The 13,582-nt window shown below is 60.7% G+C and carries 11 protein-coding genes; 4 read left to right on the top strand and 7 right to left on the bottom strand.

The annotated features are described in order from the left end of the window. Positions 1 to 22: 22 nt before the first annotated feature. On the bottom strand, positions 23 to 721 hold the full coding sequence (locus TU84_RS11650) for a CoA transferase subunit A (protein ID WP_048369230.1): 699 nt from the start codon (positions 719 to 721) through the stop codon (positions 23 to 25). A 135-nt stretch (positions 722 to 856) separates the two neighbouring features. On the opposite strand from TU84_RS11650, the gene TU84_RS11645 reads away from it, so the two are divergent. After that, positions 857 to 1,747 (top strand): LysR family transcriptional regulator, encoded by an 891-nt coding sequence (locus TU84_RS11645; RefSeq protein WP_048369229.1) that lies wholly within the window; start codon positions 857 to 859, stop codon positions 1,745 to 1,747. A gap of 78 nt (positions 1,748 to 1,825) precedes the next feature. On the opposite strand, the gene TU84_RS11640 is transcribed toward TU84_RS11645, so the two are convergent. Continuing rightward, positions 1,826 to 2,974, bottom strand: coding sequence for an MFS transporter (locus TU84_RS11640; protein WP_409348703.1), 1,149 nt, complete (start codon positions 2,972 to 2,974; stop codon positions 1,826 to 1,828). 166 nt (positions 2,975 to 3,140) lie between these two features. On the opposite strand from TU84_RS11640, the gene TU84_RS11635 reads away from it, so the two are divergent. Next, the gene (locus tag TU84_RS11635) at positions 3,141 to 3,962 is read left to right on the top strand and encodes an AraC family transcriptional regulator (protein ID WP_048387062.1); all 822 of its coding nucleotides are present in this window, start codon (positions 3,141 to 3,143) and stop codon (positions 3,960 to 3,962) included. A gap of 72 nt (positions 3,963 to 4,034) precedes the next feature. Here the strand turns inward: TU84_RS11635 and TU84_RS11630 are convergent, their stop codons facing one another. The 4 genes from TU84_RS11630 to TU84_RS11615 all read right to left on the bottom strand — a co-directional run bounded on the left by TU84_RS11630 (position 4,035) and on the right by TU84_RS11615 (position 9,881). Beyond that, positions 4,035 to 5,219 (bottom strand): acyl-CoA dehydrogenase family protein, encoded by a 1,185-nt coding sequence (locus tag TU84_RS11630; protein ID WP_048369226.1) that lies wholly within the window; start codon positions 5,217 to 5,219, stop codon positions 4,035 to 4,037. Beyond that, positions 5,212 to 6,576 (bottom strand): MFS transporter, encoded by a 1,365-nt coding sequence (locus tag TU84_RS11625; RefSeq protein WP_053225218.1) that lies wholly within the window; start codon positions 6,574 to 6,576, stop codon positions 5,212 to 5,214. Before TU84_RS11625 ends, TU84_RS11630 begins: the two co-directional genes overlap by 8 nt. 6 nt (positions 6,577 to 6,582) lie before the next feature. Then, on the bottom strand, positions 6,583 to 9,087 hold the full coding sequence (locus TU84_RS11620; RefSeq protein WP_053225217.1) for a TonB-dependent receptor plug domain-containing protein: 2,505 nt from the start codon (positions 9,085 to 9,087) through the stop codon (positions 6,583 to 6,585). 92 nt (positions 9,088 to 9,179) lie between these two features. Then, positions 9,180 to 9,881, bottom strand: coding sequence for an enoyl-CoA hydratase/isomerase family protein (locus TU84_RS11615; RefSeq protein WP_048369225.1), 702 nt, complete (start codon positions 9,879 to 9,881; stop codon positions 9,180 to 9,182). Positions 9,882 to 10,027: 146 nt separating this feature from the next. Between TU84_RS11615 and TU84_RS11610 the strand changes: the two genes are divergently transcribed. Together TU84_RS11610 and TU84_RS11605 are read left to right on the top strand one after the other, a co-directional pair. After that, entirely contained in the window at positions 10,028 to 11,053 is a 1,026-nt protein-coding gene (locus TU84_RS11610; protein WP_048369224.1) for an alcohol dehydrogenase catalytic domain-containing protein, read from the top strand. Positions 11,054 to 11,055: 2 nt separating this feature from the next. Then, a complete protein-coding gene (locus tag TU84_RS11605; protein WP_048369223.1) occupies positions 11,056 to 12,534 on the top strand; it encodes a class I adenylate-forming enzyme family protein in 1,479 nt (492 codons plus the stop codon). Between the two features lie 12 nt (positions 12,535 to 12,546). Here TU84_RS11605 and TU84_RS11600 read toward each other — a convergent pair whose 3' ends face one another. Next, the gene (locus tag TU84_RS11600; protein ID WP_048369222.1) at positions 12,547 to 13,335 is read right to left on the bottom strand and encodes an IclR family transcriptional regulator; all 789 of its coding nucleotides are present in this window, start codon (positions 13,333 to 13,335) and stop codon (positions 12,547 to 12,549) included. Between the last annotated feature and the right edge of the window lie 247 nt (positions 13,336 to 13,582).

Raw genomic sequence — 13,582 nt, 5'->3', positions numbered from 1 at the left:
GCTTAAGGCTGGGGGCAGGGGATCAAGAGCGCTCAGTGAGCTGTTCGATACGTTTTTCAAACGTGCCGCAAATGATCCGGTCGACGTAGATGCCAGGGGTGTGGATCTGCGCCGGGTCCAGCTCGCCGGGTTCGACAATTTCTTCGACTTCAACCACGGTGATCTTGCCCGCGGTAGCGGCCAGCGGGTTGAAGTTTTGCGCGGTGTGGCGGTAGATCACGTTACCGAAATGGTCGGCTTTCCAGCCTTTGACGATGGCAAAGTCGCCGGTGATGGACTCTTCCATCAGGTAGTCGCGGCCTTTGAATTTGCGGGTTTCCTTGCCTTCAGCGACCGGAGTGCCTACGCCTGTGGCGGTGAAAAACGCCGGGATGCCCGCACCGCCTGCGCGCATTTTTTCTGCGAGGGTGCCTTGAGGGGTAAGTTCGACTTCGATTTCGCCGCTGAGCAGTTGCTTCTCGAACAGCGCGTTTTCACCCACGTAGGAGGCGATCACTTTGCTGATCTGGCGGTCTTCCAGGAGGATGCCGAGGCCGAAACCGTCGACGCCACAGTTGTTGGACACCACGGTCAGATCACGGGTGCCTTTGCGTTTGATCTCGTTGATCAGGTTCTCGGGGATGCCGCACAGACCAAAACCGCCTGAAATCACGGTCATGCCATCTTCGAGCCCGGCCAGCGCTTCCTCGTAGGACGCTACGCGCTTATCAAAACCTGCCATATGCACCTCTTTTATTATTGATGGGTGATGGTGTGTCGAATGGTACGAGTGTTACTCCACTGGATTGATTTGTTAAATTGATTTTTGCGGTTGATTGATAGATAAATCGAAATAATCAAACACGAGAGCACGCCCATGACGGTGAAACAGATCCGCGCCTTCCTTGCCGTGGCGCAAAGCCTGAGCTTTGCCGTGGCCTGCGAGCGCCTGCATTTATCGCAATCGGCCTTGAGCCTGACCATCAAGGCGCTGGAAGAAGGGCTGGGCGGCCGCCTGTTCAGCCGCACCACGCGCAACGTGGCCCTGACCCCCGAAGGTCAGGCGCTGTTGCCGCGAGCGCGAAAGCTGGTGGCGGACTGGGACAACGCAGAAGACGAAATGCGCCAGCTGTTCACCTTGCAGCGTGGGCGGGTGACGTTGGCGGCGATTCCGTCGTTTGCCTGCAACCTGCTGCCGCCCATCCTCAAGCATTTTCGCCTGCGCTACCCCAAGCTCAATGTCACGGTCAACGACGTCATCAACGAGCAGGTGCTGGAAATGGTCCGTGATCGCCAGGTTGAACTGGGGGTCGCGTTTGAGCCGGCGCCGGGGTCATCACTGACATTCACCCCGTTGTACATCGACCGTTTTGTGGCGGTGGTGCCCAGTGACAGCCCGCTGGCGAATGCCACAGTGATTGACTGGAAAACCTTGCTGGAGCAGCCATTTATCACCCTGCAACGGCCGTCGGCGGTGCGGGTGCTGCTGGAGGAACATTTGCAGGCGCGGCAGATGAAATTGCCGGTGGAGTTCGAAAGCCATCAACTGGCTACCGTCGGGCGCATGGTCGCCAGCGGGTTGGGCGTGAGCGCCGTTCCGGCCCTGTGCGTCGAGCAAATGCGCGAGTTGGGGGCGCGTTGCATCACCTTGCATGAGCCAATCGTCGAGCGGGCGATGGGGGTGCTGACCAAGCCCGGGCATGAACTGTCAGCGGCCGCGCAGGCACTGTTCGACAGCCTGCTGGATGAGTGGAAATCTGTCCTGTAGGAGCGAGCTTGTCTCGCGATCTTTTGATCTTGAAAAGATCGCGAGGCAAGCTCGCTCCTACAGGGGTTTATTTAAGGCTTATACCTTTTTTGTTGACGGCAACAAGATGGTCAAAATGCCCAGCAACGGCAGGTACGAACACAGCGAATACACGTACTCAATGCCGTGAATGTCCGCCAAATGACCGAGCAGAGCCGCGCCGATGCCGCCAAAGCCGAACATCAGGCCGAAGAACACACCGGCGATCATGCCGACATTGCCCGGCACCAGTTCTTGCGCATACACCACGATGGCCGAGAACGCAGAGGCCAGAATAAAACCGATGATCATGCTCAGGATGCCGGTCCAGAACAGGTCGACATAGGGCAACGCGAGGCTGAACGGCGCTGCGCCGAGTATCGAGAACCAGATCACCGCCTTGCGCCCGATCTTGTCGCCAATCGGGCCGCCAAAGAAGGTGCCCGCTGCCACCGCGCCGAGGAACAGGAACAGATACAGCTGGGAGCTGGCCACCGACAGGTCAAATTTTTTGATCAGGAAAAAGGTGAAGTAGCTGGTGAAGCTGGACATGTAGAAGTACTTGGAGAACACCAGCAACGCCAGCACCACCAGGGCACCGGTCACGTGTTTTTTCGACAGGCCGTGGGTGGCCAAGCTGCCTTGCTTGAGCTTGAACAGGTTGAGGTGGTGGCGGTACCAACGGCTCAAGCCGAACAGGATCAAAATGGCAAAGGCTGCAAACAGGCCGAACCACGCCACGTTGCCCTGACCGTAAGGGATGACGATGGCTGCTGCCAGCAACGGGCCGAAGGCACTGCCCGCATTACCGCCGACCTGGAAGGTGGATTGTGCCAGGCCATAACGCCCGCCCGAAGCCAGCCGCGCAACCCGCGAAGTCTCGGGGTGAAAGGTCGAGGAGCCAACACCGATCAGCGCCGATGCCACCAGAATTGAAATGAACGAGCCAACAAACGCCAGCATCAAAATGCCGATCAAGGTGCACACCATGCCCGCTGGCAGCAGCCACGGCTTGGGGTGGCGGTCGGTGTAATAGCCGACGCCCGGTTGCAGCAGCGAAGCGGTTAGCTGGAAGGTCAGGGTAATCAGGCCGATTTGGGTAAAGCTCAGATCGTAGTTGGCCTTGAGCATCGGGTAAATCGACGGCAGCACGGCTTGAATCAGGTCGTTGATCAGGTGGGCAAGCGCGCAAGCGGCGATCACGCGCATGACCAACGGGTTGGACTGGCTGCTGACTGAGGCACTGGGACTGCTGCCGGGGCTGCTGGTAGCCGCCGGGGTCGTACTTGTTATAGACATCGAAGATCATCCGGGCAGGGAGTAAGGACACGGGATGCACGCAGGCAAACCAGCAGCTATCCTAGGTTTCGCGAAATTGCCTGTCTCGCGCAATTCGGGAGCTCACTGTCGCAAAAAGGGAATCATGATCAAACCGCTGAAAGAATTTCTGCTTGAGGTCGATGAAGCACACTGGACAGTGAGCTGCAGCGCTACCGATTACCCGGCCGACTGGGTAATCGCGCCGCATTCCCACGCCAAGCATCAACTGCTGTATGCCATTGAAGGGGTGATGGTGGTGCACTCGGCGTTGAGCCAGTGGACGGTGCCGCCCAGTCGTGGCATCTGGATGCCCTGTGGTCAGGTGCACTCGGTGCGATGCGTTGGCCCGCTGAAAATGCGCAGCGTCTATGTTCGGCCTGAGGTGGTGGCGCAACTGCCGACGCAGACCCGTGCAGTGAGTATTTCGGCGCTGTTGAGCGAACTGATCAAGGCCTCGGTCGACATCCGTGCGCCTTACGAGGCCGACTCGCGAGAAGACCGGATCATGAAGCTGATTCTGGATGAACTGGCGATTTTACCGGTGCTGCCGTTGCACCTGCCGCAGCCGCTCGACCCGCGCATCCAGAGCATTTGCAGCGTGTTGCAGCGTGACCCTGGCGACGGTTCGACCCTGGCCGACTGGAGTGCCCGGCTGGCGCTGGATGAAAAAACCATCCAGCGGCTGTTTCACAAGGAAACCGGCATGACCTTTGGCCAATGGCGCCAGCAATCGCGGTTGCTGCTGGCATTGGAGCGCATTGCCGTCGGCGAAAAAATCATCGATGTCGCCGGGTCATTGGGCTACGACAGCCCGAGTGCATTCACCACCATGTTCAAAAAGCAGTTCGGCAAAACACCGAGCAATTTCTTCAAGTGACACCATCCCGTAGGAGCGAGCTTGCCTCGCGATCTTCTGATCGTTTAAAAAGATCGCGAAGCCAATCAGGGCTTAATACGTAAACGCGATCGGTGGGTGGCGGCCGTTGAGCAGGAACTCGCCAATCGCCTTATATTTGTAAGCCAGCGAATCATGGGTGGTGTGGGTACGGGCGTTGCGCCAGTGGCGATCGAAGTTGTGCAGGCTTTGCGTGGTGGCTGCGCCGCCGACTTCATACAAACGCTCGCAGACATGCAGCGCCGCACGGGTGGAAGCGATTTTTGCTTCGGCCACTTCGATGGAAGCCTTCGCCAGGAACGCTTCCAGTTCATCGCCTTGCAGCAGGCCCTGTAACTGGCTGCGGGCGGCGAAGTCGACTGCCGCTGCGGCTTTTTCTACCAGCGCTTCAGCGCCGTGGATGCAGGCGGCAAGGTCGCCAATGGTGTGCAAAATGTACGGATCATCGCTGGCCCGCTGCACACCGCTTTCACGCACCGGGCGTGAGCCGTTGCGGGCCCATGACACCGCGTCGTCCAGCGCTGCCAGACCAATGCCGATGTCGATAGAGCAATGGATCAGTTGCGCGCTGGCGCCAATGTAATTACGTCGTTGATACCACTGGCTCAAAGGAATTACCTGCTCGGGCGCTACCTGCACGTTTTCCAGCAGAGTGCTGCCGCTGGCCGTGGTGCGCTGGCCCATACCGTCCCAGTCATCGAGCAGGGTGATGCCCGGTGTATTGGCCGGGAGCATGACGTACAGAGCGGCGCCGGTCTCGTCCACGGCCTGGATTTTCAGCAGGTCGGCAAACAGGCAGCCGGTGCTGTAGAACTTGCTGCCGTTGAGGATCAGTTGCTCGCCACGACGTTCGAGACGGGTGTGGATCTCGCCGCGAAAAGTGCCGCTGCGTTCGGCAATCGCACCCGATGACAGTTGGCGGTCTGCGAAAGCCCCCAGGTAACGGGCCTGTTGCTCCGGGTTGGCGATCAGCCGCAGGTGCTCGACGGTGGCGAAGTGCGGAAAAATGGCCTGGGCCACACACGGGTCAGCCTTGGCCAGGGTAATGAAAATCCGCGCCACATCGACTTGGCTGATATCGCCACCGCCCAGTTCGGCGGGCACTCGTGCGGCACCCAGCCCTGACTGGCGGATCAACTCGATTTGTTCGTGCGGCAGGGTGCGCTCGGCATCGCGTTGCGCAGCGCCGGGCTGGATCTGCGCAGCCAGTTGTGTGGCCAGGGCGACGTAGTCAGTCATGTGTTTTTTCCAGGGTTGAAGGGGCGTCGCGCAAGGCTTTGCGCGGTACGCCGAAGAACAGGATCAAGGCTCCGCTGGCGACCATGGCCGCCACGATATAGAGGGCCAGGCGAATGTCGCCGGTGGCGGTTTTGATCTGGCCGATCATGATCGGGGTCAGCAGGCTGCTGATTTGCCCGCAGCAATTGACCATGGCCAGACCCGCCGCTTTTGCCCGGTCCGACAGGTAGTACGTGGGGATGGTCCAGAACACCGCGGTGGCGCTCAGGTAGCCGGTGGTCATCAGGACCATCGTCGCCACGGTCGCGGTCGGGCTGCTCAGACATTGCGGCAAGATCAGCATGGCCAGCGCCGCCAGCAGACCGGGCACGGTGAAGTGCCAGCGCCGTTCCTGCTGCTGGTCTGAGTGGCGACACACCAGCAGCATCACCCCCACAGCGATGACGTAGGGCAGGGCTGAGAGCAGGCCCAACTGGCTGAGGCTGGTAATGCCCGAGTCACGGATGATCGACGGTGCCCAGATGTTGGTTACGTTGCCGGTACTCATGATGGTCAGGCAGTAGGCGAGCACGATAAACCAGACTTTGCGGTCTTTAAGCGCACCCAGAAAATGCTGATGGCCGCCCGGTTGGCGGCGTCCGCGTTCCTCGGCCAACGCTTGCTCGATGCGCCGTTTTTCATCCTGGCTGAGCCAGCGTGCGTCGGCCGGGCGGTTGTCCAGCCAATACCAGGCGAAGAGCCCGGCCAGAATCGGCGGCAAGCCAGTCAACACGAACAGCCATTGCCAACCGTGGAATCCGGCCACGGTGTCGAAGTGGCTCATGATCGACGTCGACAGCGGCCCGCCGATAATCCCGCACACGGCAATCGCCATGATGAACCTTGAGGTGATCCGCGCCCGGTGACTGGCCGGAAACCAGTACGTCAGGTACAGGATCACCCCCGGGAAAAACCCCGCCTCGGCCGCGCCCAGCAGCACGCGCAGTACATAGAATTGCGCGGGCGTCTGGGCAAAGGCCGTCGCCACGGTTACCAGCCCCCACAGGATCATGATGCGGGTCATGGTCTTTTTGGCGCCGATCTTTTCCAGCAGCAGATTACTGGGGATTTCGAACAGCAAATAGCCGATGGAGAACACCCCGACAATGATGCCGAAGGTGGCATCACTGATGTTCAGGTCGGTTTTGAAGCGCAGGTGGGCAAAGCCAATATTGACCCGGTCCAGCCAATTGAGCACAAAACACAGAAACAAAAAGGGCATGATCCGCCAGGCAAGCTTGCGGTACAGGGCCTGATCAAAACCCTCGGCCGCACGCGACGAGGAGTGAGTGACGGGCGAGGCAATGGGCGGATTCATGGGCAATTACCAGCTCACGTCGACTTTGGCGAAGTAGTACGCGCCGTCCAGACCATAGGGTGAGTACCAGCTGTAGGTCGGGTTGTCGGTGGGGGCGAAGTAGTACTTCTTGGCTTCGTCGTTAAGCTGCTGCGGGCGACGGTTGAAGATGTTTTCGCCGCCCACGGTCAGCTTCACCGCGTCGCTCAGCCAGTAGCCCACGCTCAGGTCGGTGATAAACGCAGGGTCGATTTTTTCGTCGCGGGTCGGCGACACCTGGTTCAGGCCGGTGACGCCGGTGTAGTGGGTTTCTTTGAGGTTGACGTCGAAGTCGCCCAGTTGCCACGCGGTGTTCAACGAGGTGACGTTTTTCGGGTAGGCGCTGGTCAGGTTGCCGATCTTGTCGCGGCCCACGGCGGTCACGCCGGTGCCGGCCAGTGCGGCGGGTTCCTTGACTTTGCGCACGGTCTGCAAGCTCTGGTTGCTGAGCAGGGTCCACTTGACCTTGCCGTACTGGCCGAAGTCGTAGCGGTAGTCGGCCACCAGGTCGATCCCGCGGGTGCGGGTGTCGGCCAGGTTGCCGAAGTACGAGACGATCTGGTTCGGGTCCAGGCCTTTGCTTGCCAGCAGGTTGGACACGGCCGGGCCTTGCAGGTTGCTGGTTTGCAGGATGCGGTTGTTGATGTCGATCTGGTACAGGTCGACAGTGATGTCCAGGTTGGAGGTTGGCGTGGCGACAAAGCCGACGCTGTAGTTCATCGATTTTTCCGGCTTCAGGGCTTTGGCGCCCAAGGCCTGACCGGCCGCATCATCGACGGTGACGTAGCGCGTCACGTTCTGTTCAAGTTGCCCGGTGAGGGTGTTGGCGCGCCAGGCTGTCAGCGACGACGAGTAGTATTCCTGCTGCAAGGACGGCGCCCGGAAACCGTTGCTCACCGTGCCGCGCATCGCAAATTGCGGGGTGAAGGCATAGCGGGTCGAGAGCTTGCCGCTGGCGGTGTCGCCAAAGTCGCTGTAATGCTCAAAACGCCCGGCCACGCTGGCATCCCACTTGTCGGTCAGGCTCTGGCTGAAGTCGACGTAGCCTGCAGTGTTGGTGCGCGAATAGTTATGCGCATCTGCCGGGGTAAAGCCGGTCAGGCCCGGTGCACCGGGGTTGGGGCGCTGGCCTGCCAACGGGCTGCCGACCGGGAACACGTAGCCGCCGTCGCCATAAGAAGCCAGTTCGCCGGACTGGATCTCGAAGCCTTCGCGACGGAACTCAAGGCCGGTCGAGACGTTCAACGGTTTCTCGAACAGACCGGTGTCAAAGGCGCGGGTCAGGTCGAGGTTGTTGGTCCACTGGTTGGCTATCAGGTTGCCGCCATCCATGTTGCGCGGGCTGTCGGGCCCGAAAGACGGGTTGATGGACTTTTCATTGCGGATGTTGGCGTTGTCCTGGCCGAAGCTGGTGCTCAGGTCCCACTTCCAGCCGAACAGGTTGTCGTTGCGCAGGCCCACCACGGTCTGGAAGTCATCCTCTTCAACCACAAAACGCGGCGAGAAACCGTCCGGGTACACCGAGACGATGTTCTGCGGTGAGCTGGCGGTGCGGTAGGTACCCCAGCTCTCTGAGTTGCGATGGCTGGCGGTGGAGAACGAGTACAACGTGTAGTCCGCGTTGAGCGGCAACTCCATGTTGTAGGCCAGGTTATAGGTCTGCGAGCGCGGCTGGCCCATGATCTGGCGGTAGCGGCTCTCGCCGTTTTCCCGTGGATCAGGCTGGCCGTTGACCGGGAAATAGATGCGGGTGCGCGCCGGTACGGCACCGGCCACGTTGGAGTTGTCTTGAATGCCGAGGTCGGCACTCAGGCTGAAAAAGCCATCGTTGGGCAGTTCAAAGCCCTGGTTCACCGACGCCTGACCGCGTGCGCCGAAGTTGCCTTTGCCGCCCACGCGGTCTTTGAACTGGCCGTACAGGGCGCTGCCGCTACCACCCGAGCTGTTGCTTTTAAGGATGATGTTGATCACCCCGGCAATCGCATCCGAGCCGTATTGCGCTGCCGCGCCGTCACGCAGCACTTCGATGTGATCGACCGCCGAAATCGGGATCAGGTCCAGGTCGGTGGGCGACTGGCCGCTGGCCGTGGCCGCCGTCTGGACGAAGATCAGCGAGGTGGTATGGCGGCGTTTGCCGTTCACCAGCACCAACACATGGTTGCCGCCCAGTCCGCGCAGCGTGGCGGACTTCACTGACAAGCCGGTGCCGCCGGTAAATCCGGCGGCATTGGTGTACGACGGCACCGCAGCGGCCAACGCGTCGCGCAGGTTTTGTTTGCCCGAACGCATCAAATCGTCGGCGCTGATTACGTCAATCGGCGCAAGGCTCTTGGCCACGGTGCGGCCGCCGTCACGGGCACCGGTCACCACCACGGTTTGCAGTGAAGGCGTGCTCGATTCTTCGGCGAGCGCAGGCTGGCTGGCGTACAGACCGAGAATCCCGACGGTCAGCAGGCTCAGCTTGGGGCACAAATTTTTACGTGGGCGAAACATGGTGAGGCTCCAAAAATGATTGGCGCCCGCTTTCCATTCCTGGTGGTGGGTGTTCCTGACAGGTCGTGGTGGCGAGTAAGTGTTAGGGGCTGTCAGTGAGGTTGCATTACGTCGGTTCGGGCCTCGTCGATCAAGGCCAGATGCTGTTGCAGGCGGTTGTTGCGATTGGCCAACAGCAAGCGTTTGGTCCATTGCATGGCGCGTGAGTCATGGGCTGCCAGACGCCGGGCGAGGTCCAGTGCGGCGGCGATGGAGTCGTCGACCACAGCATTGACCAGCCCCAGTTCAAGTGCTTGTGCGGCATCGAACGGGCGTGCGCTGAGCATGATATCCAGCGCCGCCGCTTCGCCGATCAGGCTGGGCAGGGTGACGGTGCTGAAACCAGAGAGCATGCCATGACCGACTTCGGGAAAGCTGAAGCGGGTGTCGTGCCGGGCAATGCGAAAATCGCAGTGAATCGCCAGGCTGATGCCCAGGCCCAGTGTATGGCCCTGCAACGCGGCGATCACTGGCTTGGTCAACGGGGTGCCCACGCCGGGCAGCGAATTGGCCAGTACCTGTGTGCTGACAGTCTCACCCGTGGCGGCAATTTCCTTGAGATCGGAACCGGCGCAAAAGGCCCGTTCACCGGCACCGCGCAGCACGATGGCGCGCACTGCGCAGTCGCCTTGCGCACGCTGCCAGACCTGCGCGAGGGCCAATTTGGCAGCACCGTTCAAGGCATTCAAGCGCTCCGGGCGATTGAGCGTGACCAGTAAAACGCCGTCTTCAACTATTTCGTACTCGACAGTCATGGCTTCGATTCAGTGTCGTTTTAAGGAAAACGCATTGCCACTTGAGCTCTGCGTCAAAGTGAGCAAAACTTAAATCATGTGCACAATACAAACAATGTGTTTGTTATATGAACATATTCTTATGTACTTCCATATGGTTATAAAAGATGAAAGCAATCGTTCTAAAAGATTTCGGTGGCCCCGAGCAGTTGCAGCTTGAGACGGTGCCGACGCCACAGCCAGACGCCCATGAAGTGCTGGTGCGCATTGAAGCCGCTGGTGTGTGTCATCACGATTTGATGCACCGCGCCGGCAAGTTGCCGGGGGCGCATACCGGTGTGGTGCTCGGTCATGAAGTGTCGGGCGAGGTGGTTGAAGTGGGTGCCCAGGTGCATCACTTGAAAGTCGGCAGCCGCGTGGTGGTGTACCAGCGACGTTTTTGCGGGCAGTGCCGTGACTGCCTGCGTGGGCGTCAGGACTTGTGCCGCGCTTTAGGTTTGCCCTCTGTCGACACCGAAGGCGCATATGCCCAATACCTGCGCGTACCTGCGGCTTCAGCAGTGCAATTGCCGGACAGCATTGGCTATGCCGATGCCGCCCTGGCGTGCTGCCCGATCGCCACCAGCGTGCGTGCGCTGGTGTCGCAAGCGCAGCTCAAACCGGGTGAAACCGTATTGATCAACGGCGCCAGCGGCGGGTTGGGTGCGCATCAATTACAACTGGCGCGCTCGCTGGGCGCGCGGGTGATTGCAGTGACTGGCAGCGCTGACAAAGTGGACTTTTTGCGTACCTTGGGCGCCCATGACGTGGTGGTGGCGGGCAGCGAAGGCTACAGCGCTGCCGTCTGGCAACTGACCGGGCGCCAGGGTGTCGACGTGGCCATGGAGAACGTCGGCCACACCTTGCACGACACCTTGCGCAGCATGGCGATGGGCGGGCGCGTGGTGGTGCTGGGTAATGTGCAGCCGGGCACGGTGCCGGTGTCGCCGGGGCTGTTGATTGGCCGACGCCTGAGCCTGCTTGGCTCCGGCAGCGCCACGCTGGAGGATTTGCGCACGGCGTTGGCAATGATTGCGGCCGGTCAGGTCCGGCCTCTGATCGACCGGGTGCTGCCGTTTACCGAAGTGGCTCAGGCTCACGCCTTGCTCGAAAATCGGCAGGTCAATGGCCGCATCGTCCTCAGTGGGTGGTGAGCATGGACATCAGCACACTGTTTACCCAGGCTGCCCGCAAATGGCCGCAGGCGCTGGCGATCAAAGACCTGCGCAGCGCTCGTGAACTGACCTTTGCCGAGCTCGATCAGGCCCTTGATGATTTCGCGGCGGGGCTGGTTGAGTTCGGCGTCGGTACGGGCGAGCGGGTTGCCCTGTTGGCCGATACCAGCCTGGACTATCTGCTGGCCGATTACGGCTGCATGGCCCACGGCCGGGTCCGCGTGCCGCTGGATCCGTCGCTGGCATCGGGCGAATTGCTGGCGCAGATCAACGATGCCGGCGCGCGTTTGCTGCTGTTCGGCAAAGGCCATGCTCACGTGGCGGCTGCGCTGGTGGAGCAGGGCGTGGTCTGCCTGCCGCTGGACGCGGTGAGTGTTCGTGGCATGGCCGATGCACCGCTGCGGGTTGCCCGGGCACGCACGGAGCTGGCGTCGTTGAACTACACCGGCGGCACCACCGGCGCGCCGAAGGCGGTGATGCACACCCATGCCAGCCTGTGTGCGGTGTTGCAGAACATCATCATGGCCCGTGCGGCGTTGCCCGGTGATGTACTGCTGAACGTGCGGCCGCTGTGGCCGATTGCGGCGGTGGCATTGCTGGCCCATGTGCTCAGTGGTGGGCAGTTGGTGCTGGCTGAGCGTTTTGAGGCCTCTACCTTTGTTGCCCAGTTGCAGCAGCACCGTGCGGCTTTTAGTTCGCTGGTGCCGACCCAGTTGTTGCGGGTTCTGCGTGAGCCGCGCCTGGCTTACCCGGACCTGAGCGTGTTGAAGAGCATCGACATCGGTGCGGCCGCCATCGCGCCCTCGGTTCTGGACGATGCCTGTGAGTTGTTCGGGCCGCGCTTGAGTGTGTTGTACGGCATGACCGAAGCCCCCTGGACCTGCTATTTGTCGGCTGCGCAAATGGGCCAGTTGCGCCGCGACGGTGAGAGCGCCGAGGGGCTGGTCGGGCGCCCGGTGTTTGCTGCGGGGCTGCGAATAGACCGGCCTGATGACCAGGGCATGGGTGAAATCATGCTGGCGGGTCCGCAGTTAATGGCGGGTTACTGGCAGCAGCCCGAATTGACTGCGCAGGTGCTGGAAGAGGGCTGGCTGCGCAGCGGCGACCTGGGCCGGATCCGCGCTGATGGTTATTTGCAGGTCATGGGCCGCAGCAAGGAAATCATCCGCAGTGGCGGTAAAAGCATCCAGCCGGGTGAAGTCATCGAGTGCCTGCTGAACCATCCGCAGGTGGCGGATGCCCATGTTTTTGGCCAGGCCGATCTGGAGTGGGGCGAGCGGGTATGCGCCGCAGTCGTGCTTAAACCCGGTGCTGCGCCTTCCAGTGAGCAACTGCAAAGCCATTGCCAGCAAGTGTTGTCGCGTTTCAAAGTGCCGCGCCACGTGTACTTCGTGGAGACCTTGCCGCGTTCGCACTACGGCAAGATCCAGCTCAACCGCTTGCTTGAGCAACTGGGCTGAGCTTGCGCAGTGTTAGTTGGGCGCCATTTGCGCAGCAATGCCCTGACAGGTACGGCGCAGATGGCTGGCCAGCTCAGAGCCGGGGTGGGTTTGTTCTTCCATGGCCAGCCCGGCGATGACCAGCGCCCCGACGGCATGGCCGTTGGCGGGGCGAATCGGGTAAGCAATCGAGTGCAAGCCCGGTTTGAACTCTTCGTGGCCGAAGGCAAAGTCCTGCTCGCTGCGGATCTTTTGCAAGGCTCGATCGATCCGTTGCCAACGCTCTTCACCGAGCAAACCGTGCGCCTGCTCGGCGCTGTAAGTGGCCAGTATCGCCCGTCCGCTGGGGCTGCCGTCGATAGGGAATTGATCCGCCAGATCGACAATCACATTCAGCGGCGTCGACGGCGTCCACATCCGCTCAATCAACACCACCTCATCACCGACCGGAATCGACAGCGAGACAATGGCCTGCAAGTCACCGATCACACGCTGCAACTCAATGGTGAACGGCAGGGCGATCTTGCGCAGGTTAAGGCGATTGAGATAAGCCGACGAATAAATCAATGACTCGGCGCCGATCCGGTACGTACCGGCGTGCGACTCGATCAGATTCCAGTGATTGAGTGTCTTGAGCAGACGATGGATCGTGGTGCGATCAATCCCCGTCAGCTTGGCCAGCTCCAGCGCCGACGCGCCCTGCTTGAGCCGGGCCAGCGTCCTGAGCAAGACAATCGAACGGTCAATCACCTGAACGCGTCCGCAGTTGCCGGCTTTATCCTGGCTGGCCTGTGCTGCGAGTGGGAGTGAAGAAGTGTCCATTAAAATCCTGTGCGTGTTCGAGCCATTGCGAGCGGGTAAGGGTAGCGGTGAACGCGGTGGGAGAGAAAGGGGGGAATGCGTGGGGGATGAAAAATAGAGGGTAGGGACTAACAGGTAATGAGTAGGCGTTGCCGAAGGCTGCGATCTTTTGATCTTGGCAATTGAAATATCCCAATACTGGCGTCTGTGACCAAACACCGAAGAACGGTGATTACGCTTTGGGGTGAACAGTGGGGTTTAACGCCAC

This window comes from Pseudomonas helleri (assembly GCF_001043025.1).
In the GTDB taxonomy this organism is placed as follows: domain Bacteria; phylum Pseudomonadota; class Gammaproteobacteria; order Pseudomonadales; family Pseudomonadaceae; genus Aquipseudomonas; species Aquipseudomonas helleri.
Note: the sequence above shows the minus strand (reverse complement) of the source record. Positions and strands in the feature narration are given on the sequence as shown.